A 24,047-nucleotide genomic window follows, 5' to 3' on the forward strand; every position below is an offset into this window, starting at 1 on the left:
AGCACTGAATGAGCACATTTGAATCGGTTATTTGGCACGTGCTTGGCTACGCCGCAATGCCGGTCATCATCTTGTCTGGATTTGTTGGGGTTGCAGCCGTATCACTTTGGTTGCTATCTCTTGGTAAAGACAAAGAGATATAAACACGTCTAATCAATCACTAAGCCTCGCATTCGCGAGGCTTTTTTTTATTCGCAAACCAAAATGTCTACTATATTTAAATAAGTCAATAAAATTAGATAAATAGAGTCAGGTTCCCTTCTAACAATGCAGGAATAACCTCGACCTTAATTAGGTTTCGCTTGTCCATGTCCAAAAAGTCCAGTGGGTTAAAAAAATTCTCCATTCGCCGCGCAGTAGCGCTGCTCTTTATCGTCGCGATCTCCGCCACAGCGATATTGTCTGCATCCGTAATTTATTCGCTAACCAAACAACGAGAAGTTGATACCGCGCTAGGCACGCTCGAACTTGTCTCCTCCATCGTATCTGATCGACTAGAGCAGTTCGATAAAGTAGGAGAACAAACCACAAACCAGTTGACCTACTTACTAAATACAACACCCGGAAAAAAAACCACAGCAGAGCTTATCGAACTGTTTGGCGCCGCTTTCGTAGGCAATAACTTTTTGCACAGTATTTATATCGGTTTTGATGATGACCACTTTGTTCAATTGTTTAATGTTGAACCTGAATATATCCGCAGGCAGCTTGACCTAATGGAAGGCGAAACGTGGATGGTGGTTGAACACCAAACTAATAGCAATAGCCGAATTAAAACCACTCGCTACTTCTTCGACAATTTGGAACCTAGCAGAGAGGTTACCAATCTTAGCAATTACTACCCAACAGAACGTGTCTGGTATACGCGCGCAAAACCCGGTTCAGTAAGCAAATCTCAGCCGTATTTATTTCACAACATCAGAATCACTGGGCAGACCTTCTCCAAACGCCTACCAGATCGTAATGCTGTCGTTGGAGTCGATATCTCTCTAGCGGGACTTGATGGTCACTTTGAGCAATCCCTAGAAGGTGTCGAGCTTCTTAAAGGAGCAGAAGTTTATGTGAGCAGTTTCGATGGTCGAATAATCGGAGGTAATCATTTTGATTCAAAAAGTATTGATCTCCCTTATGTCAGTACCATGCCCCTAAGCGATGATCAAATCACTACCGTGATAAACGCCCCTGTACTCACCGTCTCTAACCAACTCAATTGGGAACCTATCGATTTTGCTGTGAGTGGTGAGCCTTACGGATTGGCACCCGATCTATTTAGACTGATTTCCGATGCTACGGGTTTACAGTTCCAATATGTCAATGGTTTGCATTGGAGCGAACTCGTTGAAGGTTTCCAAAAGCAAAATATTGATATTCTTCAGTCTATCGCCACGACTAACACCATTACCGAATCACACCTCGAAGGCGATATACTCTACGAACTCGACTATGCAGTGCTCTCGCACCAAAACGTCTCCGCGATAAACTCACTATCAGATCTGTCCGGCAAAACCATCGGCATGATTGATGGCTGGTCAGTGACGCAAAGGCTTATCGATACATACCCTGACATAACCGTCTATCGATACGATACGTACAGCGACGCGATAAAAGATGCAAAGGATCAAAGAATAAGTGCGGTACTGGACAATCGAGCGATTCTCGTCAACAAACTAGCGCGGCATGATGATGGAGAGCTAACCCTTCGAACTATTGCCGATGACAGTATTTTACCGAAAGGCTTTACCTTCGTCGCAAGGGAAGAACTTCAGCCGTATGTCACCCTTGTCAACCAGTCTCTTCAATATTTAAAAGAAATTGGTGTACTAGAACAAATAAAAACTCGCTGGCTGGCTTCCCCGAAACAAACCTTAGGGCACATTAACAATGAGACGTTGTTATCACGTCTCGCCGACCCTGCAAGTTTTGGTGATATCACCGCAATTGATATCGACAATAAACCAAGTTACGTATTCGTCGATAAAGTAAACAACGTACCTGCGGAGTATCTAATCATATCGTTACCAGAAGAAAAAGTGCTGAGCCATGTCTATAACTACGTAATCTACAACGTACTGTGGACACTAGCAGCACTGGTAATCATGGTCCCCATTGTTTGGTATTTCAGTACCCCGCTTTCTAACCCTATCTATCGACTCGTTAAAGAAACAGACAAAGTTAAACGTCGTCAATATGACCAAGTCGAAAAGCACAGCAGTTCAATTCGTGAAGTCGATGAGCTTTCTACTGCCATCTTTGAAATGTCTCAATCCCTAAACCAATATCAGCAATCTCAGGAGGAGTTCATAGAATCGATAATCCAACTAATTGCGAAAACCATTGATAGCAAATCCCCATACACAGGAGGGCACTGCCTGCGCGTACCAGAGCTTGCGCTCATGTTGGTTGACGCAGCTGAACAGGAAAAAGATAACACGTTTGAGAATTTCCATTTTAAAAATGACGCGGAGCGCCGTGAGTTTAGGATAGCCGCTTGGCTGCATGATTGCGGCAAAATAACCACACCAGAATACGTCGTAGATAAAGGTACAAAGCTTGAAACCAATTACAATCGCATCAATGAAGTCAGAACTCGCTTTGAAGTGTTATGGCGTGATGCAGAGATTGAGGCGCTGAAATCTGAAATTGACGGGCCAGAGAATAAACAGCAAATCATCGAAGCGCTCCAAGCTCGCCAACAAACGCTTCGCGAACAATTTGCCTTTGTTGCTAACGTCAATATCGGTGGCGAGTTTTTAAATGACCAAGACAAAGAGCGACTCATCGAGATAGCTAAACAGCCGTGGCAGCGCTATTTCGATAATCAATTAGGCTTATCACCGGCGGAAGAGAAACGCATGTCCAAACAAAGTAACTCACTCCCTGTCAGTGAATCGCTCCTCAGCGATAAAATCGAGCACGTTATCCATCATCACAGCGAGATTACTTACCCACCGGAGCTTGGCATAAAAGTGGATGTCCCTGAGCATCTCTATAACCTAGGGGAACTGCACAACCTCACCATATCACGAGGCACACTAACGGCCGAAGAGCGCTTTAAAATCAACGAACATATGATCACTGGCATCCAAATGCTGAGTAGCATTCCATTTCCCGAAGATCTGCAGAACGTTGAGCGCATCGCCACCACTCACCACGAAACAATGAAAGGGACAGGATATCCAAGGCGGTTAACTGGAGACGAGTTATCTATACCCGAGCGAATTCTGGCGGTTTCCGATATTTTTGAAGCACTCACAGCCTCAGATAGACCGTACAAAAAAGCGAAAACCATCAGTCAATCACTCGATATTCTGCACAATATGGCGCTAGATAATCATGTGGATATCGAAGTCTTTCGTTTGTTTGTTCGCAGCAAAGTGTATATGGATTACGCCAATCAGTTCTTAGAGCAAAGCCAAATTGATGCGGTAGATGAGAGTAAGTACCTCTCAGACAGTTAGAGCAGGCTAAATCAAAAAAGGGCACCACGAGGTGCCCTAACTTTAAATCAGCCACCGGTTAAGGTGCAGTGTCAATTTCAACCGGTTGATAGTGTTTCGCTTCAAGGTGCAGCCATTCTGGGATAACAGTGCCCATCGAAATCGACGACCATGTACCAGAAAAAATACCGATAAACATCGCCGTAGCAAATCCTTGCAGCGCGTCACCACCCAGCAGCCATAGCGCTCCTACGGTAATTAGCGTCGTACCAGAAGTCACCATGGTTCGAGCAAATGTGGCAATGACGGCTTGGTCACTCACGTCCGCCGTTTGCTCATTCGGCTTCAGTTTCAGGATTTCACGAATTCGGTCGGCGATGATAATAGAGTCGTTCAACGAATAGCCCAACACGGCTAGAACCGCGGCAAATACCGTTAGGTTAAACTCCATTTGGGTTAATGCGAAGAAACCCAAAACTAAGATCACATCGTGCAACAGCGCAGCTAATGCACCACTTGCTAAACGCCACTCAAATCGGAAGCTCAAATATCCAAGGATACACAGCAAACAAACCAACAGAGCTAGGCCACCTTGGTCGTATAGCTCTTGACCAACCTGAGCACCGACTATGCTGTCACTCACCACTTTCGAGTGCGGATACGCATTCGCTAGCACTTCTTTGAACGCTTGATGTTTTGCTGCATCTTGGTCTGCAGCGTAACGAATTGTCCAACGGCCTTCTTCGCCCGATTTGGTGACAGAAATCCCCTCGCCCAATAGTGGCGTCAAGGTGTCTCGCAGCTCACTTTGAGTCGTAGCACTGCCCAGTTGAACTTCCGATACCACGCCTCCAGTGAAATCTAGACCAAGATTCAATCCACGGATACCCACCGCAGCGACAGACAACACCACTAAACCAATCGACAATATATTGGTGAAATAACGAACATTACGAATGTGCGATTTAAAGAACTGTTTCATGCTTAAACCCTTACCTCACGACGAGTGTCGCGACCCCAAACAAGATTGATGATAGCGCGGGAGGCAAAAATTCCCGTAAACATACTAGTGAGTAGACCTAACCCAAGCGTTAAAGCAAACCCTTGGATAGGACCGTTACCAATAGCGTATAAGATCACAGCAGTAATCATGGTCGTGATGTTGGCATCCAAAATAGTCGCCACAGCAGAGTTAAAGCCCTGATCAATCGCTTGAGCAAAACTGCGCCCTTCTGCCAGTTTGTCTCGAATACGTTCAAAGATAAGTACGTTGGTATCCACCGCCATACCTACTGTAAGCACTAGGCCAGCAATACCCGGAAGTGTTAGCACTGCCCCTGGAACTAAGGCAATCAAACCAAGCAAACAAGACATGTTCAGAATCAGTGCCACATTCGCAACCCAACCCAAACGACGATACCAGAGCGCCATAAAGGTCAAGGTCAGTCCCATACCCAATGCCAACGCCGCAAATCCATTCTGAATATTCTCTGCACCTAGTGATGCACCAATAGTACGTTCTTCTACAATGGTGACCGGTGCTGTAAGCGAACCCGCTCGCAGCAGAAGTGCAAGCTGCTGAGCTTCCTCTAGGTTACCCGAACCGGTAATACGGAATTGACTGCCAAGCTGAGATTGAATCGTTGCCACACTGATTACTTTCTCACTGCGCTCCGTCTCACCACGGGCATTCACACCATACTCGCGATACACAGTTGCCATTGGTTTGCCAATATGTGTAGACGAGAAGTCGCTCATCTTCTTGCCACCAGCGTGATCAAGGGAGATATCAACTTCCGGACGCTTCATCTGATCGAAGCCCACTCGCGCATTCACGATGTGCTCACCCGTCAACACTGGCTTTTTCACCAGCGTAACAAACTGACCTTGCTCATCTTTAATACGTAAAGTCGATATTGGATTCGATGACGTACTGACTTCATGAAATGCGAGGCTAGCGGTTGCACCAATCACTCTCTTTGCTAATGAAGGGTCTTGGACACCCGGGAGCTCGATTCGGATACCTGTGCTGCCCTGGCGCTGAACCATGGCTTCTGTGATACCCAACTCTTCAATACGCTGACGCATGATCTTAAGGTTTTGCTGCATTGTGAGCGTTTCAAACTCAGTGTAAGGCTGCGCTTTCATCGCAATCAACAACGCATTCCCTTCCCCTTTCGCTTGCCACTCAGGGTAAGTCGCATTAACAAACTTACGAACCGCGATTTCCCCTTGCTTGTCTTTGGCAGTAACGATAATTGCCGTGTGTGACTCTGGTCTTACTGACACACCAAATACACGTTCATCTCGAAGTTGCTGTTTGATTTCATCAATCACGGCATCTCGCTGCTCTGAGACGGCTTGGTCAACGTCAACATTGAGTAAGAACTGAACACCACCACGCAAATCAAGACCTAATTTAATCGGCGTAAAACCCATAGTTTGAAGCCATTGCGGAGCAACTGATGTGTAAGAGTAAGACATGGTGTCTTCTTTACCGACCCATTTCCCCAGCACATTGCGAGCATCCGTTTGCTCGGCTTCGTTATCAAATACCAGCTGAGCAACATGATTCTCAACGGTGATCGACGTCGTTTCAACGCCTTGCCCTGTCAACAATGAATTGATTTTAAACGGCGTATCTAAATGCGTGTTCTGCTGGCGTAACTTAATCTCAATCGCGGGTTTCTCGCCAAACCATGAGGGCATCGCGCTAAGAGCTAAAATGACGCAAGTGACGACCAAGACAAGGTATTTCCAAGTGGAATAATGATTCAACACTGCTCTGGGTTGTTTTTTTGTACGCATAGTTTTCCCTCAGCCAAAAGGCTGAATATATAAAAAATGAAATGCACTAGATCGCCTGTGCGAAATTGAGCACAAGTCTAGTAATTAAGAAATAGCAAAGGGGAACTAAGCGTAGAGCGAGCTCAAATAGACGTATAAGGTGTTGCCATCTTTCCAACCACTCAAACGGTGCTCAGAAGCAGCATGACGAAAATAGAAAGGAGTGAGCAGTCTTGAATCTGCTGAGCAAACAAACTGTTCAAAGTAGCAAGAAGCACCTAAATCAGCGATTTGAGTGTAATCTGGCGCTTCTTGTTCACGTGATTCTTGACCGCTGTTGAACCATCGCAACGAAGACAAAATGCCTTGCGCGTCATGCTCACCAAATGAATTAGACGTTGGTCGATTAGGTTTGCGTGGATGGGTTGGGCGCTGATTTAGTTTTGAAGAAAGTCTGTTCGATAACTCACGCGGTGTGCCTACCGACTTATGGGAAGCGTCATAGGAGCTTTGGGAGTGCGTCCATACAGCGATGCTTGTATTATCAACTCGGTCACCTTCAAAAGTATCAGATGCAGCAAACCCCATTGGCGCGAAAAACGCGACAACAAAAGCAAGCAAAAATGACACACTGAACCGACTCAAAGACATAACCTCTATACTAATAGGCTCGCATTATGTGCCTAACCTAGTTAGAAGACAAATAAAAAAAGCTAAACCATTAAGACAAAGAGTTTGAAGCCCTTTAATGTCCGTCATCTTGAGGTAATACAGCTCAGCAACTATATTCAAAATGGTAGTGGTGAAAAGGATAAGACAATGGAACTGTCACAGAATGAAAGACTTACACTCGTCAAATACGCGCTAGGTGTGCTCGATGGTTGGGGTGCATCCAATCATCAAACCGAGGCCATTCTTGAACTTTCACAAGAACAGCACGCTCGCCTTAAAGTGACTCCAGCGACCGTACCGGTAGGTCCATCGACCTTTGAACGAGTGCATCTTATTGTCGAAATAGATGGCTTGCTCCGCACCGCCTTTGAAAGCTCTCATTTTATTAACAACTTCATCAACGTGCGCAATAACTCCAAAGCATTCAATGGCTACGCCCCCATCGAACATATTGAGCACGGTGACCTCACGTCAATAAAACGACTCAAACAATGCGTACAAGAAATGGCGCGTACTGCAGACAAAGAACGAGACAAATCTCCTTGGTAATCGCTTTGCAGACGTTAAAATATCTTTCCGCTGGCAACATTCAAGTAAATTTTATGTTCGGCTTCAATACCACCACAGTAGGTAAAGTAGACGCTATCTTTGTGATTAATTGATTTAATCCAACCGCCGACTTCTTCAAAGTCAGCAAGGCGACATTGTTTGCCTTTGATAAGCTGAGTACTGGCGTCGAGAAAGGCTTCTTGAAAGCTCATATAATGATCGCTGTTCTCGATGTACTCTTGTAGTACATCAAACCAATCGCTCCCCGATAATTTTACCGGCTCTACAGACAAGTGAGCACTATCGACCCACTGCGACACTTCATCAGCACCCTCTTCCAGCTGATAAATTGGCGCAATTCGAATCCAATCACCACGCCTCTCCATCACATTTAGCTGCTCGCCATAGTAAGCTATACCGTCCGGTATCGAGGTGGTTTCTGGTTGCAAGTACACGGTCTCTGCGGCTCGAGAAACGTAATATTGATTAGGAAGTGGTTTTGGTTCCGGAGTCGGCTCCTCGATTTTTGAAGGCTCGACGAGGGCTTGAGGAACCTGAGCTTTGCGATCTGCGCTGGTTTGAGGTGGTTCGGACTCATCGAAATAGCCAAGATAATAAGCCACCCCGCCACCAGCGCCCAAAAGCACGGCACCTATGCCAAGGCTCAATAAAATTTTTTTCACTACTCTCTTACCCTGCCTTCCACATATATTGATACACACTGTATCGGCACATACGAAATCAAGTTTAATTAATAATTGGGCTGAGTATCAAATCCTGAGCTAAATCAGCCAATTATTTTTAGCAACACAAGCATTCACAGAACAAATGATTATGTTAACATTCCGATTCATAACAGATAGTTCCGTTACCAAAATTCATTCACTTGATAGACGCTGACTAAAAAATCGTGAGCATCATTCCATAAGTGATGCCACTAATGTTGCTGGTCAGCCTATTTTGTTCGAATGTCGAGAGCTATCACCTAGTATATCTGTATCGTTATTTATAAGGCTTGTTGTAATGCGTGTAAGTTCTTTCTCTAGCCCCATGTTAGCCCGTACACTGCGTCTAAAGAGCGTCGTGTTAAGAGGACTAGGGCTTATTGCTTTAGGGCTTTGTACAACAAGCTATAGTGTGACAAGTTTTGCGTCAGATACAGCAATCGAAGTATCACCAGTACCAGTCGAACAAAATAAGACTTTTACCATTGGCGTTTTGAGCAACAAAGCTCGAAAGCACATTGGGTTTACCTCACCTATAGCCAAATACCTCGGACATCAACTGGCTCCCTATGGCTATACAGAGGGGCGTGTAAAAGTCACCAATTCCATCATCGAATTAGGCCAATGGCTCGATAGAGGTGAGATCGACATGGTGTCTGAAACTTTGTTTGCGGCCTTAAAACTGCAGGAAGAACACAAAGCTGATATTCGTTTGCACCGCTGGAAAAAAGGTCAAGCGGACTACCAAACCGTGTTCTTTGCCCGAAAGGATAGCGGTATTCATACCCTTAACGATCTCGTCGGTAAAACGCTTGTTCTTGAAGACAGAAGCTCCACCTCAGGCTTTTATATGCCTATACAAGCATTAATAAGCCAACAATTAGCGATGGCTTCTCAGCCTAGTTCGAGTCGAATCACAAATCCAGACAACATTAACATCGTCGTTGCTGACGACATCCTTCACAGAGCTGATGAAATTTCGCTATCTACTTGGGTTGCACATGGTCAAGCAGATGTCGGGGCGTTTGCCAATACCAATTGGGAGGATTCTGGTGATATGCCTCCGCACATAAAACCGGAAATGGAAATCATCTATCGCACTAAGTTCATCCCACGCAGTGTCGTTTTGCTGCGTAGAGATCTACCTTTTAAAGTAAAACAGGCTATCGAGACAAGTCTGGTCAATGCCCATCAATCAACAGAAGGAAAAGCCGCACTGTATAAGTTTCAGAAAACCACAAAGTTTGAGTCATTCTCCCCCGAACGATTGCAATCTTTCGCCGATTACAATCAATATCGCATGCAAATCGAAAGCATGTGGTTTCAGTAGGTAGACGGATAATGAAACTGAAATTACGACTACAAGGGCAGTACATGCTGGTGACATTCGCACTAGCAGTAGTGATGACGGTAACTAGCGCCGCGGTGCACTTGTGGTTGGCATCCAATCACTCACAGCGGCTCCTTCACGAACTCACTGTACAAAATAGTAAAACCTTTCGAACCGAGCTCAGTAAACGCGCAGAGCAAATGTCTAGTTATCTGTCAAAGTCAATGTTCGATCCACTCTATATGTACAACTTAGAGGAAGCGGGGTATTTGCTCGAACCACTGCTACAAATGGATGAACTTAAAAGTCTCGTCGTATTTGATAGCAAGGGACATGTTTTTCATGACGGCGACCCCTCACTTGAGATGCTTGGAAGAAATCTGCCATTTCCCTATGATGTCAGCGCAGTCTTAAGCCAAGGTCAACGAATTCATGAGTTTTCTGATGAGCGTTTAGTCATCATTCGTCCAATTCAAGTGGCAGACGAAATCATTGGTGGGATTTTTATTGAATTTTCATTAGATAAAGTCGATCGCGATATCGCAAACATGGCGACACTCATTGAATCGACCAATGATCGTTCTCAAAAAGCCTTATATCTAGGTGTCTTAGGCGCCGCAGTACTATTGCTGTCCTGTTCAGCAATAATGGCTGCCATCATTTCTCGCCACTGGAGCCGACCGTTGGTTAAACTCACTGAGCAGGCAGAGTCCATTGGACGCGGTGATTTCAAACTTGCGCAAGCGATGAGTACGATGAAAAGGCAAGATGAAATCGGTCATTTGACCATCGCTGTTCAGTCTATGGCGTCAAAGCTTGAACAGCGCACTCAAAAAATCTCGCACCTAGCTTATCACGATGCGTTAACCGACCTCCCGAATCGAACCCGCTTCATTCAACACTTACAAGGTACTATAAAATCCTACCCTGCAACATCGTTTAGCGTGTTATTTATTGACCTTGACGAGTTTAAGGTTATTAATGACAACTATGGTCATGATAGTGGCGACTTTTTGCTAATGCGACTAGCGGAAAAACTCTCCACATGTGCACGCGAAATCACCAACGATCATCCACTGACTATGATTTCTAGGATCGGCGGCGACGAGTTTTTAATGTTGATCCCACATCTTAAAACGACGGAAGATGTAGATGGCTTACTGAAAAAGATCTTCCTAGCAGTTCGCTCTCCTATTCTGATGGAAAATGAAGAACTCGTGGTGGGAGGAAGTATAGGTATCGCTCGTTATCCACAAAATGGTAAAACGGCTGAAGATCTGATCAAGAACGCCGATATTGCAATGTATCGAGCAAAGGCTGATGGTAAAAACACACACAAAGTGTTTACGCCAACAATGCTCAAGTCGGTCACGCACCGAGCGAATATCGAGCGCGAACTTCGACGTTCACTCGCTGATTTGCAACAGTTTGAGCTATGGTTCCAGCCTTTGGTTTGCCTAAAGACTGGCCGGATTATGGGCGCGGAATCATTGGTTCGCTGGCGCCACCCCGTCTTGGGCATAATTTCGCCTGCCGACTTTATCCCAATCGCCGAAGAAACGGCGATGATTCTGCCGCTTGGTCAGTGGCTCATAGAGCGTTTATGCTTCCAGATTCAGCAGTGGATGCCTTACTTTGCGCACGACTTTCATGTTTCGATTAACATTTCGTCCAAACAACTTTATCGACAAAACCTAGTGGAAATGTTCGCGTTCTACATGGAGAAATACCATGTTCCCGCACGCACTATCCGCATGGAAATTACAGAAAGCTTGCTACTGCAAGATGAAGATGAGGCGGAACGTACGCTGAAAGAAATCCGCGCAAGTGGCATTGAAGTTTGGCTAGATGATTTTGGTACCGGCTATTCGTCACTGAGTTACCTTCGCCGATTCACGGTGGATGGTATAAAAATCGACCAGTCGTTCGTCCGTGACATCATTACCGACTCCAAAGATCAGCAGCTCGTTCAGGCTATGGTCGCTATGGCCAATAACCTCGATTTATTGGTGGTTGCTGAAGGCATCGAAACCAAAGAGCAAGCCAATACACTGTCTAGAATTGGCTGTGAAATCGGCCAGGGTTATTACTTTGACAAACCGATGCCGGTTGATGACTTTGTTAAGAAGCTAATTAATGAAAGCGAGTCCAACATCATCGAGTTCAAACTGTAAAGTGATAAGACCGAGCCAAGTACTTTACAACATCGGGAGCAAAAGTCGTGGGCAAGGGAATATTGCAGGTGTTTTCCGCTAACAGGAAAACAGGTGTAGGAATCGGCTTAAATCTACAGTTACCGCGTGACAAAATGTCCCACGAACAAGTTACACCTGTTTTCAGAAACTGTAGGAGTCATCAGCCAGTTGGCGGTTAAGGTAGGTGGAACCCCATCACCTTGGGGACAATAGTCGATCCAAATCACAATTTCTAGCAATAGGTAACACTAGAACCATTTATCATAACGATTTATCGCTTTATACCCATCTAGTTGTAAGTATAGAATTATCAATCGTTACAAAAACAACATATAAAGCTAACTTATAGGAAGGTATCCTCCTGTCAGCACGACGTCAATTCTTGTGGAAATACACTTGTATTTCAGGGACAAACTATTGATGCATCAATACTAGCTAACTAGAATTTACCCCTTTTATCTTAATGAATGTTTTAACATGGCGCTCGCAAGCTATTTTACTTGCAGCAACAGTGGAGAAAAAAAGTGTCAACAACGCAAACCGGTGATCAAACCCAGAGCTGGAAGTTTATTCTGGTCCTCGCCATTCTCGCGGTGGTGTTTAGTGGTCTTTTCGATCACGATGTCTGGACACCAGACGAACCTCGCGTAGCTGCGATTATTCATAGCATGTACCTAACTGGGGACTTTATCATTCCTCAATTTGCTGGCATATCATTCGTTGAAAAGCCCCCTGTTTTCTTCGTCATATCGACGCTTTTGATGCATGCCACGGGTCTCGACGCCATCATGGCAGGTCGTCTAGCGCTTTCCCTACTTTGCCTTGGCTCGTTGGCCGCGACCTATCGCATCGCTTACCTATTCAAAGGTGAGAACTATGCGTGGATGGCACTCGCTGTTCTGGGCACCTTAGAAGGCTTTGTGCTTAACTTCCATTGGCTTCGTGTTGATGCTGCGCTGATGTTTACCACTATTGCTGCAACATGGGCTTTCAGTGAAGCGTACTTGCGCCAAAAGCTCGGCTATTTAGTGGTTGCCGGTGCTTTTACTGGCCTTGCATTCTTAAGCAAAGGCCCGGTTGCTATCGTGCTATGTATCGGATTAGCTTGGGTGCCACTAGTACTTCGCGCACTGCATTTGCGTAAGCAATTTCCGGAACAAGCCGCACCAATGGGTCAATTCATCGCTATGCACCTTATTGGTATTGCAACCATGTGTTTGGTTGCGGCGAGTTGGATATACCCATTCTACAAAAACGCCTCTCCAGAACTTTGGAAAGCGTGGTTCTGGGACAACCAAGTTGGCCGCCTGACCGGTTCGGCAACGAATACATTGGGTCACAACCACGCTGGCAAACCTTTCTACTACGTAAAAGGTATACTTGAATACAGTGCTCCTTGGACGCCACTACTGGTACTTTGGCTCGGTCACTTTATTTACAAGTTGCGTCAACCAAAACAACTTTCTTGGATTGATGGTTTCCTTGCTTTCTGGTTTGCTTTGGCGATTTTCGTTTTGTCTTATTCGGTAACAAAGCGCTCAATGTATCTGGCACCGTTAATGCCACTATTTGCATTAATTATTGCCGATGCCGCCATGACATTGGCAGGCAAATGGTTTGACTGGTATCGCCGCGCATGGCTAGCTCTGATGTCATTTTTGCTGATCGCCTTTGCCGTAGTTCCTCTATGGTCTGGCTTACTTCCTGAGCACAAAATTCCACCAGCACTAATGGAATGGTTAAGCACGTGGCACTTAGTCGCTTTGATCCCACTGGCCGCTATCGCTCTGATGGTCGTTGTTGAGCGCAAAGGTTGGCCACAGTGGAGTAAGATGGCAATTATGACGGCACTGTTTTTCTCAAGTGCATTCACGTATTTGTTCCCTGCTATAGACATTGCCAAGGATATGAAGCCAGATCTGGCTACGTTTGTTGAACAGGTGCCAGAAGAAAAGCGCGATCGTATAGCTAGCATTCGTTTCTCAGAAACAATGACGTCGATTTTCTTCCTGTATCACGATTGGTCTGTACCACGAGTCGATAAAGAACGTGCGCAAGCGATCCTTGATGGCGTCGATCCAGAGTACGACTACCTACTTTTAGATAGAAGTAATTCAACGCAGGAAATCATTTCGTTTATGGGCCTCAGAGCGGGTACTGAGTATGAAATTCTCGCTAAGGGTACGCCGCGAAGTGATAAGGTGAATGATGCCGTCTTCTGGCTCGCTGGTAAGTAAAAGCTAAATTCTCCTACCAAGCCCCTTATGTTAAGGGGCTTTTTCATCTCTCGTCAGCGCGACCTTGCAAGTATTATTTCGAGTAAGATCACACAAATACGTGCACACCTTGCAACAGCACACACACCGTTAACAACAGGTTACAAAATTTTTTACTAATACTAGTTGAGTATCAAACAGTTAATGAGGTGAGTCTCAATTCGGATATGCACCACCTATAAGATCCGTCGTTTCATTGCCAGTTCGCATTAGAATCAGTTAGCATAAACCCCTATCATATGCGCCCGGTCGAGAGACTATGCCGCTCAAACCACAACCTGTTGCAATAAAAACCAAACAATTGTCACAATAAGAGGGTAAGATAGCGGTGCAATACAAATAATAAACAACGTCACAGGCTCAATATCATGTTCGAACAAAAACAATTTGAATTGATGAAAAACACACTTCAGGGAAAAGTAAAAAACATTGATGTTATCCCAAGCTGTAGCAAGGAATCACTGCTAGATGCGATTAAAGGCGCTACGTCCGTCAACGATCTTATTGGCATTAATAAAGCGATTTTGCGATTAGTTAGCAAAGCCGCCTAGACAAAGCAGCCCAAGAAGAGCAACCATCGCGTTGCTCTTCTTTGTCATTCCATTAGCAAGCTCCCATTCCCCCCGATCAATCTACCAAGCCAAATTCAGTGGTTTTGAGAATCATTTCCACTTGATCTTTCTCAATAAAACGTTAACGTAGTCGCTCTTAACTTTGGGTTTCTGCCCTACTCTCACAAATAGAGAAAGATTTTTTGCAAACCTTCAGGCACACCATTTTTCGCGTTTTGCTATTGCTTACTGCCCTTCTGGTAGTGGCTCTGTGCGCACTGAAAACTAATGTCGCCTATCACAGCAAGTTACAAACTGCTCCAGTCGCATCAACAAGCACGTTGAACTTAGCAGAGTTACTTGATAGTGAGTCTCTAGACAAAATCGTTCACGACTCGGCGTCAGGGACAGAACCGTGCTTTGTTACTAAGAAGCTGCTTACTCAATCTCTTCCTAGCATCGAAAACCTAGCACCTTTTCTGTTTCTTATTGCGCTCATTGCGATAGCTTCTACTCGCCTTTCGCAGCATAAGCACTTCAAACGCTCGGATGAGACGCCAACAAAGTACCGGCTTCATCTGACGCTCTGCACATTTAGGGAATAAAAAAGTATTCACCAAGGTCTATTAATTACTTTTTGGAGAATACTGTGTCGAATACATACACTGAAACTAAATGTGCCCCTGTTAAGGCACCTACTATTTTGCCGTCAATGAGTCGGCTACTAAGCATTGCTTTGATGCTTGTAATAACGAATGTCGCCGCGCTCTACAGCGTGAACGCTTTTACTCAATCCACAGGTTGGATAACTGATCCTATGCACCCGCCTGTTAAAGTGAGAGCACTATCCACCGGGCATATCGACCCTACCACCCGTCAAATGGAGATGGTAATGGATGTCGAGCTCGAAGGTGATTGGAAAACCTATTGGCGCAGCCCCGGTGAAGGGGGTGTTGCGCCCGAGTTTGACTGGAGCGATTCAACCAACATCGAGCAAGTCGATTGGCACTGGCCAGTACCCGCGTACTATGAGCAGTTGGGTGTGCTCACTTTAGGCTATAAACACGAAGTGAGTTTTCCGCTTATCGTAACGGTTAGTGACCCGACAAAACCGATTGAGCTCAAAGCAAACCTGCGTTTGCCAAGTTGCACCAATATCTGTGTGATTACTGACTATCCGATCGAACTCACCATAGACCCAGACTCACTAAAACTAGACTCCGACGCAGCCTATTTGTTTGGGCAAGGAATGAGCCTTACGCCTAAAACCAGCGAGCAGGTTGAAGTTACTGATAACTACTGGGATCAAGAAGCACAAACTTTAACGCTTAAGCTTGATTCCAAGACTGCTTGGTCAAAACCGTTCGTTCTTGTTGATGGGAAAGATGTGGCAGATGAGTTCTTCTCTCAACCTAAGCTGACTAGCGATGGACAATCACTCTACGCCAAATTCGACGTTAGCAACTGGCTAGGCGAAGCCAATATTGCCGATAAACGCATTCAGGTTACCGTGTCAGATGAACTGATTCTGGCCGAAACGTCGACCATCGTGACCACAAGCCTGATGGCAGTACCCAACCAAGGTGGATTGTTGTGGATGCTTGGCTTTGCTCTATTGGGTGGCCTTATTCTAAACATCATGCCATGTGTACTTCCGGTACTAGGGATGAAGCTCAATTCAATTATCTCCGGGGCCAGCCAATCGAGAAGTCAGGTTCGCTTGTCATTTTTAGCATCTTCAGCCGGTATCATCACCTCATTTATTCTGTTGGCAGGCACTCTTAGTGCATTAAAGATGGCTGGCCACATGATTGGCTGGGGGATTCAGTTCCAAAGCAGCGGATTCATTATTATTATGGCCGTTGTTACCTTGCTGTTTTCCGCCAATCTACTTGGATTGTTAAATATTCAACTGCCAAGTTCGATGAGTACTTGGCTCGCCACAAAAGGTGACCATAGCTACAGCGGGCATTTCATACAAGGCATGTTTGCGACCTTGTTAGCAACGCCCTGCAGCGCACCATTTCTTGGAACGGCCGTCGCTTACGCTCTGGGCGCGAGCTACGGTGAACTGTGGTTAATTTTCGCCTTTTTAGGCATTGGTATGAGCATTCCTTGGCTACTGTTTACCGCTTTTCCTGGACTAGTAAAGGCGTTCCCTAAGCCAGGGGCTTGGATGAATAAGCTTAAGCTGGTGTTTGGATCAATGATGCTACTGACTAGCCTCTGGTTGACCTCATTACTTTCTGCATTTTTTGGTACAGCCGCAACCGCGGTGATTATCGGCGTTATTGTAATAGCCTCGTTCATCCTAGTCGGAAAAGTCTATGGCCGAAAAGCATTCATCTTGATGTCCGGGCTCTCGGTATTGGCATTGGGCGGCAGTTTGATCGTTGGCAGCGTCACTGCAGATAGTTGGTCAACTCCAATTGTCGATGATCTCAACTGGCAACGACTGGATGCCCAATCTATTCCTTCGCTCGTAGCAGAAGGTAAAACGGTATTCGTCGATGTCACCGCAGACTGGTGTATTACCTGTAAAGCCAACAAAATTGGTGTCGTTCTTCAAGACCCAGTATACAGTCACCTGCAACAAGCGAACGTAGTCACTATGCGAGGTGACTGGACCACGCCAAGTGACAGCGTCACAGATTACCTACAACGCTATGGCCGATTTGGGGTACCGTTCAATATTGTCTATGGTCCTAAACACCCAGAGGGAATAGCACTACCTGTCATATTGACATCAGAAAGCGTCACACAAGCGCTGAATGCTGCGAATGGAACACCCAATGACTAAACCTACTGGATGGAAACACACACTCATAAAGTGGAGTAAAGAGCTTGTCAGTATCTTCATCCTGATAACGCTTGTGTCACTAGCCATCGATTGGTATCGAAGCCTGAACATGCCGCAAGGAGATGCTCCTGCTATCCACGCAATGACTTTGGATAGCGTAACGGTCGACATTATCACCCAAAGTCACGAAGAGCCTGTCGTACTCTATTTTTGGGCAACTTGGTGCGGGGCATGCAAACTAGTAAGCCCTACAGTGGATTGGTTTTCCAACCACTATCAAGTGGTATCCGTAGCACTGTCTTCAGGATCCGATGAGCGTGTCCATCGATATATGCAGGCGAAGGACTATGAGTTTCCTGTCATCAACGATTCAAATGGCTTAATAAGTCGCCAGTGGAATATCAGCGTCACACCAACTATTGCTGTCATCTACAAAGGCAAAATTGAAAACATCTCGACAGGCGTGACAACGCCAATGGGATTGTGGCTAAGAATTTTCTCTGCTCAGTAAATCTTAACCTCTAATCGGTCCCCAACCATGTCGCTCAGAAAGCTGCTGAAGCTTTCTGAGCTCTTCGACTGTTTCCTGTTTCAGCCAATCCACCAGCTCTTCTACGATGGGGGACTGGGTACGTTGATGGCAAAAGTATCGCCAACCGCTTGAATGTATTCGAGCGTTCTCAGGACAGACTAAGTACTCTCGCTCAAGTTCAGGCAATGCGAGCAGAAGATCGGTAACTGCGACACCATGGCCCGATAGACAAGCACTAAGTGTAAGATCAAGCGTGAAAAAGGTGGAGTTTCGGGGCACGCTTCTGTCTGTGTGATGGATCTTATTAAGCCAAGATCGCCAATCAAGATGATCCAGGGTTGGATGCAGCCTTGGTAGCGTTAGCAGATGCGCAATATCACGTCTATCCCCTATCAACTGCTGGGTGCACACTGGCGCCATGTATTCCTCGCGCATGAAGAATATCTCAGGGTCATTCTCGTAGTTTGCACTGTTGCGCGTAGTGAATACAAACAGATCATAGTCCCCTTTCCCTAAGCTCTCCTCCTCATCAATCACCGGAATGACGGCGATTTCATAGCTGGGAAAACGTTCATTCAACTGCTGTATTTTTGGTAGCAAAGCACGTGTTGCGAAACTCAGTGCGGCTCGTATAACGATTTTACTAGCGTCCGGTTCCTTCCAAGAGTCTAGCAATGACTGCAATGCCGCATAGTTTCTGCCCAGCACTTCATACAACGCCTGCCCTTTTAACGTGAGTTGTATTGAACGGTGACCACGAATAACCAAAGATGCATTGAGCTCATCCTCAAGCTGCTTAACTTGCCGGCTCACAGCGCTCTGCGTGACGTGCAGTTCTTTCGCCGCCATCGTAAAGCTCATAAGCCTCGCAACAGCTTCAAACACTTTTAGAGCATTATGTGAGTAAGGAATATTCGAATATGGGTTCATAATTAATCACATGATCTGCAGGAATGCCAGCGTGACATAAATGTTAATTGAACGCCATAAGTATGCATCTAAAATATGCATGTCATCACCGGGAATTATTCATGAAGCGCATTCTGTCACTCGCAACACCACTTATCATTTCACAGCTCATTGCTATGGCGCTGGTACTTACTGACGTCTGGATGATGGCACAACTGAGCGTCAGTGACCTTGCTGGCGGTGGTCTTGGCGCATCTGTCTATACCTTTGTTTTCCTTGTTGCAGGCAGCACCGTTGGTTGTGTCGCCAACTTAATTGCTATTGCTTACGGCCAAAGTGTTGCAAGACCTGAACATGGTAAAAAACAAGTGCGACTCGCGGTTAAAGGCGCCGTGATGCTGTCGCTACTTCTAACCATTGTTCTGACTTCAGCGTTTGTTTTTGCCCCAGATTTCCTACGAATGGCCAAGCAGTCTGAAGAAGTGATTGTCGTGGCAATGACCTACCTCGACACGCTCAAGTGGGCCATGTTACCTACTTTGCTGCTCCTTATTCTACGGGGCTTGACCAGCAATTACGGCGACGCTAAATCCGTGATGATCATGTCACTTGCAACCGTCTCCTTGAACGTACCGTTTAGTTACTTCCTTGCATTCAATTTAGGTTGGGGTATTGCCGGACTAGGGCTTGGCACAGCACTAGCCGCCACATTGGTATTGATTGGCTATGGTTACTGGGTATTCAAGCGCCCTACATATTACCGATTTGCTCCTTGGCTTCACTTAGAAGAATACGAATGGCGACTCATGTTGCCACTGCTGTCGATGGGTATTCCAATTGCCATTGCCGCTGCGCTCGAAATGGGGTTGATTTACGGCGGAACCCTTATGGCCGGTTTTATTGGTGTAACCGCACTCGCGCTACATCAGATCTTACTGCAATGTTTAAGCTTTACGTGGAACATCAACTTCGGCTTCTCGCAAGCTGCCGCTATTTTAGTGGGTAAAGAATTCGGTAATGACAATCTAGATGGCGTTAAAGCGGTCTCAAAGCGCAGTTTTGCCCTCGTTACTATTTTAAGCGCAGTGCTGGCGGTTGTTTTTATTGTATGGCCAGAAGCCATAGCGAACCTTTTCCAGCTTGATGGAGAAGGCGAACACACGCTCACGGATATGCTTTCTTCGTTGATATGGGTCGTGGCACTTTGTTTTGTTGTCGATGCTTGGCAACTACTGGCAATTAACCTTCTACGTGGAATGAAAATTGTGGTTTTACCGACCATCATGACCGCCATCGGTTATTGGATATTTGGCCTTCCCGCGGCTTGGTTATTGATGTCTCACTATGAGCTTGCTGGGATCTGGGGTGGTATACTGGTCGGCCTTGCTGCGACTGGAGTGCTTTTGCTCGCTCAATTGGTTTATGAGCTCAAGGCGGCTTCTCGACCAAACCTAGTTCACAATAGTGTATATAGTAATACACATTAAACCGTCATCCTCCCGCACGTGAGGATCTTTGTCAGCGAGTATTGCACCCAATTTATGCGAGTCACTCGCCGTGAAAGATCCCCTTTTTCAAGGGGATGACGATATGTTAGATGACAACACGTTTATTATGTAAACGTTCTTAACTCACTAATCTGTTTAAGCTTCAGAATCTGCTACTTTGCGGTGACCTTCTTGAAGGTGAACAAAGTCGACAAGATCATCGCCAGACACTTGATAAGCTTGGCCAAAGCCTTTAACAAACAGACCATGCTCCGCTTTCAAATTGAATAAAACGAAGTCTTCGAGCTGACTTAATCCATCAATGATTTCGCCAAAGCGTTCTTTCATTTGGCTAACAACTAACTTCCATTGTTCTGTATCACGCGCCACAACTGAGGCAACGGCATCAAAGGTCAGACGCTTTCTTGCAAACAGCTGCTTACTCTCCGTTTCATCTTCAATCATCATTAAAGATACATTCGGGTTTTGCTCTAAGTTACGCGCATGACGTGCGATTTGAGAAATCAAAACAAAATAGCCATCTTGATTTTGTACAAACGGTGCGTAGCTGACATTTGGGCGACCTTCTTGGTCAACCGTGGCTAGTTGTATGGTTTTACGCTCTTGACGAAATTCTTTAATTTCCGGGCCTAGACGTCCTTGTAGGCGCTCTTGCTTAACTTGTTGATCCATGTTGAAACCTCACTTTCTCTAATAATTATTATGTTTTAAATCGATTGCTTAACCTGGCCACTCACTAGCCACGCAATTTTTGTTGCAGTGCCTTAAAGTTGTCTACCTGTTCTGGTAATAGTACGCGCTTTTTATCTCTACCTAGGTAAATCTTGAATACGTTGTTTCCTGCTTCATCAAAGAAACCAAAATAGTAGCTCTCATTACCCATGAAAGGTTTACTAACCAAAGCTACTGTTTTAATCAGATCTAGCTTCAAGTGGCCATGTAGCTCGCCCTCTTTACCCATCAGGTTGTAGTAGCCACGCGCTACTTTGCCCTTCGGGAATGGAGCTTTAACTTCAAAGATAGAGCCAAACGAATGCACAATCGTAGTCACTGGTCCCCACGTAGTAATTGATTCTAGAATGTCTTGTGCAACATTCCCGTTTTCGAATGCCACCATTTCTTCAGGCATTGCACAAACTACATCACGCTCACTCACTCCCAGTTGTTCTGCGATAGCAGCTGGCAATAGTGATGGTTCAGTTTCCAAGATATTTGCAACATTTTGCTTCAATTCAGTTGTCATTGTATTTCCTATGCAGCGTTTGTTTTTGCTTTGTGATGTTTTTGAGCCTGCATGGCATGTGGACGACCCATACCTTTTGGCATCTGTGGTTTATCTTTAATCATTGTGTTGATTGCAGCGATAGCACCTTGTGCCAAGGTTACAGACCAAAAAGAGCCAGCAACGGTAAGAACAAGGTAGTCCTCATGCAATTCAACGAGCCCATTTTGTTCCCAAATTTCAAACAGAGGCGTGAGTAGATCAAAGATATTCTCACCTTCAAAGTTCACCAACATGCTTCTGCGCACAACGCCGCTATCGAAACCGGCTTTAAGGCTTGCCAACACTGGCTCATAGCGACTTTGCTTGCTCATCATTGCTAAGGTTGTTTTACCTGAACGCATCGCGTCCATATAAGCTTCTAGCGTTCGATGGTGCATCATTCCATAGCCGCCTATGTTGCCACCTGCTCCTGCCCCTAAAGGCAATACTTCGGCAAATGTTTTTGCAACGCTGTTATATTGACTGCGCTCTCGATTATCTCTTGCCCAGTGATTCACGCTTAACTGCTTCACGAAATGCTTATTCATGAAGTCGACGCCAAGGTTGTACATAGCGGCCTTTTCAGCGGATGTTGCTGGTGCTTCAGAGCGCCCTTTTTCAACTAATCCAATCATTGGCGCCGATCCACCCACCACCAATTGGTATAAGTCGACACCGTGAGCGCCTGTTTCCATGTAATCCTTGAGATCTTGTTTAAATACTTCAAGTGTTTGATAAGGAAGTCCATAGAGCAGATCTATAACGATTGGCGCCTCATCGCGTACCGCTAGTTGAGAGAGTCGCTCCATAACGACTTCTCGATCATCAAGACGTTTAGCACTTCTTCTCACTTTAGTATCAAAGCTCTGAACACCAAACGAAAAGCGATTGAAGCCACCTTCAAGTGCGTTATCAAACATCTCTTCACTGAAACGGTTGGTGCGCCCTTCAAGGGTAATTTCGCAGTCAGTCGCTAGAGGGAAAGAGGCATGAATAGCTTTCCCTAGCTTACGCACCTGCTCGGGAGATAAGTCTGTTGGCGTACCCCCGCCAATATAGACAGCATGAAATAATCCACTTTGGGTCCACTCCAGCTTTGATTTGATTTCAATCTCTTTCATAAGAGCTTCGAAATAGTCATCGACCAATCGACGACTTGAAGCATTCTGGAAAAAGTTACAAAAAGTGCAACGAACACGACAAAATGGAATATGAATGTACAAGCAACGTTTTTTACTGCGAGAGGTTGTCTGAGCGGTTAAGTCTTTAAACAAGCCTTCGTATCGTTCCGATTGGATTGGTACGGCCATACCACCCGCATGGGGTGAGGTCTTCTTTCCGAATGCAAATCGCAATGGATCTGGGGTATTTACCCCTAAATGTGACTCATCGAGTTGACTTAAATCAATTTTCATAACTGCTCACGATAACTATCAACGCCCTGTTGTATAAGGCTTAATCTAAAACGAGAAAGATCATAATAGCCCCATAATGATTATGCAAATGATAATTGATATTATTTTCACTAACATGCATAATCCAATAAAACTCAGGGCAACAACATACTTGTACGCCCAGAAAACCCATTTATGGAAAGCACTGGTTTGCTTAGGATCCCGACAATGAAACACGCTCTTAAAAACGTACTTTTAGCTGGCACCGCTTTTTCTTTAGCTTGTGGTCAAGCTTTTGCCGCCAGTAATGAAAAAATCGTCAGCGCTGGCGCTTCAGTCACCGAACTTATCTATGCACTTGATGCAGAGAGTCAACTCGTAGGCGTCGATGTCACTAGTATTACTCCTAAAGACTCTTCACTCCCTAAAGTTGGTTACCACAGAGCGTTATCATCAGAAGGCCTTTTAGCACTGCAGCCGACTATGATTATTGGGTCAGATGAAATGGGGCCAAAGACAACATTAGATCAGTTGCAGCGGATTGGTGTCGATATCAAGGTGGTGAATAACGATCCTACAATCATTGGTCTAAACAAACGCATTGACCAAATCGCCGCGCTAACCCACACAAAAAACAGAGCACCCGCCCTAAAATCACAAGTTGCCACAATAGTTAAGGATTTAGAGACGAATCAGAACGTAGAGCATAAAACAAAGAAAGTCTTATTCTTGCTAATACATGAAGGCCGTCCAGCAAACGTTGCTGGTAGTGACACGACGCCAGATGCCATCATTACTCTGGCAGGGGGTAAAAACCCAGCCGCCGCATCGCTAACGTCATACAAACCAATCTCAAATGAAGCCATTATTGAGATGCAGCCAGATGTGGTGCTTGTGAGCGGACGCAGTTACGCGAAGCTCGGCGGTAGTGCTGCGATTATTGATGCCTTACCAATGTTGTCAGCAACGCCTGCTGGGCAAAATAATGCCATTTTAACCATTGACGGCCATGCTTTGGTAGGTGGTCTTGGTCTAAAGAGCCTAGAAGAGGCAAAACGCATTAACGCGCTCCTTTACCCATAGTTAGCTTGTTGGGGGTAATAGTGCAAAGTACGCTT

At 45.4% G+C, this 24,047-nt stretch carries 20 protein-coding genes and 1 riboswitch; of the genes, 12 read left to right on the forward strand and 8 right to left on the reverse strand.

Going from position 1 to position 24,047, the window contains the following annotated elements:
- Nucleotides 1-8 precede the first annotated feature (8 nt).
- Both L4C42_RS10865 and L4C42_RS10870 read left to right on the forward strand, forming a co-directional pair.
- Nucleotides 9-143, forward strand: a complete 135-nt coding sequence (locus tag L4C42_RS10865) for a TIGR02808 family protein (RefSeq protein WP_353499530.1) — start codon at nucleotides 9-11, stop codon at nucleotides 141-143.
- A gap of 165 nt (nucleotides 144-308) precedes the next feature.
- Nucleotides 309-3,458, forward strand: a complete 3,150-nt coding sequence (locus tag L4C42_RS10870; protein ID WP_353499531.1) for an HD domain-containing phosphohydrolase — start codon at nucleotides 309-311, stop codon at nucleotides 3,456-3,458.
- Nucleotides 3,459-3,516: 58 nt separating this feature from the next.
- Here L4C42_RS10870 and secF read toward each other — a convergent pair whose 3' ends face one another.
- From secF to L4C42_RS10885, 3 genes are all read right to left on the reverse strand, one after another.
- Nucleotides 3,517-4,419: a protein translocase subunit SecF gene (gene secF, locus L4C42_RS10875; RefSeq protein ID WP_353499532.1), complete on the reverse strand. Its 903-nt coding sequence runs from the start codon at nucleotides 4,417-4,419 to the stop codon at nucleotides 3,517-3,519.
- Between the two features lie 2 nt (nucleotides 4,420-4,421).
- Nucleotides 4,422-6,245 carry a protein translocase subunit SecD gene (gene secD / locus L4C42_RS10880; RefSeq protein WP_429760471.1) on the reverse strand — a complete coding sequence of 608 codons (1,824 nt, stop codon included), beginning with the start codon at nucleotides 6,243-6,245 and terminating at the stop codon, nucleotides 4,422-4,424.
- Nucleotides 6,246-6,350: 105 nt separating this feature from the next.
- On the reverse strand, nucleotides 6,351-6,869 hold the full coding sequence (locus L4C42_RS10885; RefSeq protein WP_353499534.1) for a hypothetical protein: 519 nt from the start codon (nucleotides 6,867-6,869) through the stop codon (nucleotides 6,351-6,353).
- A 174-nt stretch (nucleotides 6,870-7,043) separates the two neighbouring features.
- Here L4C42_RS10885 and L4C42_RS10890 point away from each other — a divergent pair, with 174 nt between their 5' ends.
- Nucleotides 7,044-7,445 (forward strand): hypothetical protein, encoded by a 402-nt coding sequence (locus tag L4C42_RS10890; protein WP_353499535.1) that lies wholly within the window; start codon nucleotides 7,044-7,046, stop codon nucleotides 7,443-7,445.
- 14 nt (nucleotides 7,446-7,459) lie between these two features.
- On the opposite strand, the gene L4C42_RS10895 is transcribed toward L4C42_RS10890, so the two are convergent.
- Nucleotides 7,460-8,128: a hypothetical protein gene (locus L4C42_RS10895; protein WP_429760473.1), complete on the reverse strand. Its 669-nt coding sequence runs from the start codon at nucleotides 8,126-8,128 to the stop codon at nucleotides 7,460-7,462.
- A 340-nt stretch (nucleotides 8,129-8,468) separates the two neighbouring features.
- Here L4C42_RS10895 and L4C42_RS10900 point away from each other — a divergent pair, with 340 nt between their 5' ends.
- From L4C42_RS10900 to L4C42_RS10930, 7 genes are all read left to right on the forward strand, one after another.
- A complete protein-coding gene (locus tag L4C42_RS10900) occupies nucleotides 8,469-9,500 on the forward strand; it encodes a phosphate/phosphite/phosphonate ABC transporter substrate-binding protein (RefSeq protein ID WP_429760475.1) in 1,032 nt (343 codons plus the stop codon).
- An 11-nt stretch (nucleotides 9,501-9,511) separates the two neighbouring features.
- Nucleotides 9,512-11,674, forward strand: coding sequence for a putative bifunctional diguanylate cyclase/phosphodiesterase (locus L4C42_RS10905; protein WP_429760477.1), 2,163 nt, complete (start codon nucleotides 9,512-9,514; stop codon nucleotides 11,672-11,674).
- 165 nt (nucleotides 11,675-11,839) lie between these two features.
- Nucleotides 11,840-11,904: riboswitch (Fluoride riboswitch) on the reverse strand.
- 315 nt (nucleotides 11,905-12,219) lie between these two features.
- Nucleotides 12,220-13,932 (forward strand): ArnT family glycosyltransferase, encoded by a 1,713-nt coding sequence (locus L4C42_RS10910; protein WP_429760479.1) that lies wholly within the window; start codon nucleotides 12,220-12,222, stop codon nucleotides 13,930-13,932.
- 407 nt (nucleotides 13,933-14,339) lie between these two features.
- Nucleotides 14,340-14,522 carry a hypothetical protein gene (locus L4C42_RS10915; RefSeq protein ID WP_112462494.1) on the forward strand — a complete coding sequence of 61 codons (183 nt, stop codon included), beginning with the start codon at nucleotides 14,340-14,342 and terminating at the stop codon, nucleotides 14,520-14,522.
- A 203-nt stretch (nucleotides 14,523-14,725) separates the two neighbouring features.
- Complete coding sequence (locus L4C42_RS10920) at nucleotides 14,726-15,127, forward strand: hypothetical protein (RefSeq protein WP_429760481.1); 402 nt, start codon at nucleotides 14,726-14,728, stop codon at nucleotides 15,125-15,127.
- A gap of 134 nt (nucleotides 15,128-15,261) precedes the next feature.
- Nucleotides 15,262-17,322, forward strand: coding sequence for a protein-disulfide reductase DsbD family protein (locus tag L4C42_RS10925; protein WP_429760483.1), 2,061 nt, complete (start codon nucleotides 15,262-15,264; stop codon nucleotides 17,320-17,322).
- Nucleotides 17,315-17,833: a protein disulfide oxidoreductase gene (locus tag L4C42_RS10930; RefSeq protein ID WP_429760485.1), complete on the forward strand. Its 519-nt coding sequence runs from the start codon at nucleotides 17,315-17,317 to the stop codon at nucleotides 17,831-17,833. The genes L4C42_RS10925 and L4C42_RS10930 overlap by 8 nt, the downstream gene beginning before the upstream one ends.
- Before the next feature lie 3 nt (nucleotides 17,834-17,836).
- Here the strand turns inward: L4C42_RS10930 and L4C42_RS10935 are convergent, their stop codons facing one another.
- Complete coding sequence (locus L4C42_RS10935; protein WP_353499542.1) at nucleotides 17,837-18,784, reverse strand: LysR family transcriptional regulator; 948 nt, start codon at nucleotides 18,782-18,784, stop codon at nucleotides 17,837-17,839.
- A 101-nt stretch (nucleotides 18,785-18,885) separates the two neighbouring features.
- Here L4C42_RS10935 and L4C42_RS10940 point away from each other — a divergent pair, with 101 nt between their 5' ends.
- Nucleotides 18,886-20,250: an MATE family efflux transporter gene (locus L4C42_RS10940; protein ID WP_418642885.1), complete on the forward strand. Its 1,365-nt coding sequence runs from the start codon at nucleotides 18,886-18,888 to the stop codon at nucleotides 20,248-20,250.
- Nucleotides 20,251-20,406: 156 nt separating this feature from the next.
- On the opposite strand, the gene hutZ is transcribed toward L4C42_RS10940, so the two are convergent.
- The 3 genes from hutZ to hutW all read right to left on the reverse strand — a co-directional run bounded on the left by hutZ (nucleotide 20,407) and on the right by hutW (nucleotide 22,950).
- Nucleotides 20,407-20,943, reverse strand: coding sequence for a heme utilization protein HutZ (gene hutZ / locus L4C42_RS10945; RefSeq protein ID WP_042495440.1), 537 nt, complete (start codon nucleotides 20,941-20,943; stop codon nucleotides 20,407-20,409).
- Nucleotides 20,944-21,007: 64 nt separating this feature from the next.
- Nucleotides 21,008-21,514, reverse strand: coding sequence for a heme utilization cystosolic carrier protein HutX (hutX, locus tag L4C42_RS10950; RefSeq protein ID WP_353499543.1), 507 nt, complete (start codon nucleotides 21,512-21,514; stop codon nucleotides 21,008-21,010).
- Nucleotides 21,515-21,522: 8 nt separating this feature from the next.
- On the reverse strand, nucleotides 21,523-22,950 hold the full coding sequence (hutW, locus tag L4C42_RS10955) for a heme anaerobic degradation radical SAM methyltransferase ChuW/HutW (protein WP_418642884.1): 1,428 nt from the start codon (nucleotides 22,948-22,950) through the stop codon (nucleotides 21,523-21,525).
- A gap of 207 nt (nucleotides 22,951-23,157) precedes the next feature.
- Here hutW and L4C42_RS10960 point away from each other — a divergent pair, with 207 nt between their 5' ends.
- A complete protein-coding gene (locus L4C42_RS10960) occupies nucleotides 23,158-24,012 on the forward strand; it encodes a heme/hemin ABC transporter substrate-binding protein (RefSeq protein WP_418642883.1) in 855 nt (284 codons plus the stop codon).
- The last annotated feature ends 35 nt before the right edge of the window (nucleotides 24,013-24,047 follow it).

It is taken from the genome of Vibrio wakamikoensis (genome assembly GCF_050337275.1).
Classification (GTDB): domain Bacteria; phylum Pseudomonadota; class Gammaproteobacteria; order Enterobacterales; family Vibrionaceae; genus Vibrio; species Vibrio chaetopteri.

Coding starts and splice junctions, on each gene's coding strand:
- L4C42_RS10865 (WP_353499530.1), top strand. CDS start 9: ATGAGCACATTTGAATCGGTTATTTGGCACGTGCTTGGCTACGCCGCA.
- L4C42_RS10870 (WP_353499531.1), top strand. CDS start 309: ATGTCCAAAAAGTCCAGTGGGTTAAAAAAATTCTCCATTCGCCGCGCA.
- secF (WP_353499532.1), bottom strand. CDS start 4,419: ATGAAACAGTTCTTTAAATCGCACATTCGTAATGTTCGTTATTTCACC.
- secD (WP_429760471.1), bottom strand. CDS start 6,245: ATGCGTACAAAAAAACAACCCAGAGCAGTGTTGAATCATTATTCCACT.
- L4C42_RS10890 (WP_353499535.1), top strand. CDS start 7,044: ATGGAACTGTCACAGAATGAAAGACTTACACTCGTCAAATACGCGCTA.
- L4C42_RS10900 (WP_429760475.1), top strand. CDS start 8,469: ATGCGTGTAAGTTCTTTCTCTAGCCCCATGTTAGCCCGTACACTGCGT.
- L4C42_RS10905 (WP_429760477.1), top strand. CDS start 9,512: ATGAAACTGAAATTACGACTACAAGGGCAGTACATGCTGGTGACATTC.
- L4C42_RS10915 (WP_112462494.1), top strand. CDS start 14,340: ATGTTCGAACAAAAACAATTTGAATTGATGAAAAACACACTTCAGGGA.
- L4C42_RS10925 (WP_429760483.1), top strand. CDS start 15,262: ATGCTTGTAATAACGAATGTCGCCGCGCTCTACAGCGTGAACGCTTTT.
- L4C42_RS10930 (WP_429760485.1), top strand. CDS start 17,315: ATGACTAAACCTACTGGATGGAAACACACACTCATAAAGTGGAGTAAA.
- L4C42_RS10935 (WP_353499542.1), bottom strand. CDS start 18,784: ATGAACCCATATTCGAATATTCCTTACTCACATAATGCTCTAAAAGTG.
- L4C42_RS10940 (WP_418642885.1), top strand. CDS start 18,886: ATGAAGCGCATTCTGTCACTCGCAACACCACTTATCATTTCACAGCTC.
- hutZ (WP_042495440.1), bottom strand. CDS start 20,943: ATGGATCAACAAGTTAAGCAAGAGCGCCTACAAGGACGTCTAGGCCCG.
- hutX (WP_353499543.1), bottom strand. CDS start 21,514: ATGACAACTGAATTGAAGCAAAATGTTGCAAATATCTTGGAAACTGAA.
- hutW (WP_418642884.1), bottom strand. CDS start 22,950: ATGAAAATTGATTTAAGTCAACTCGATGAGTCACATTTAGGGGTAAAT.
- L4C42_RS10960 (WP_418642883.1), top strand. CDS start 23,158: ATGAAACACGCTCTTAAAAACGTACTTTTAGCTGGCACCGCTTTTTCT.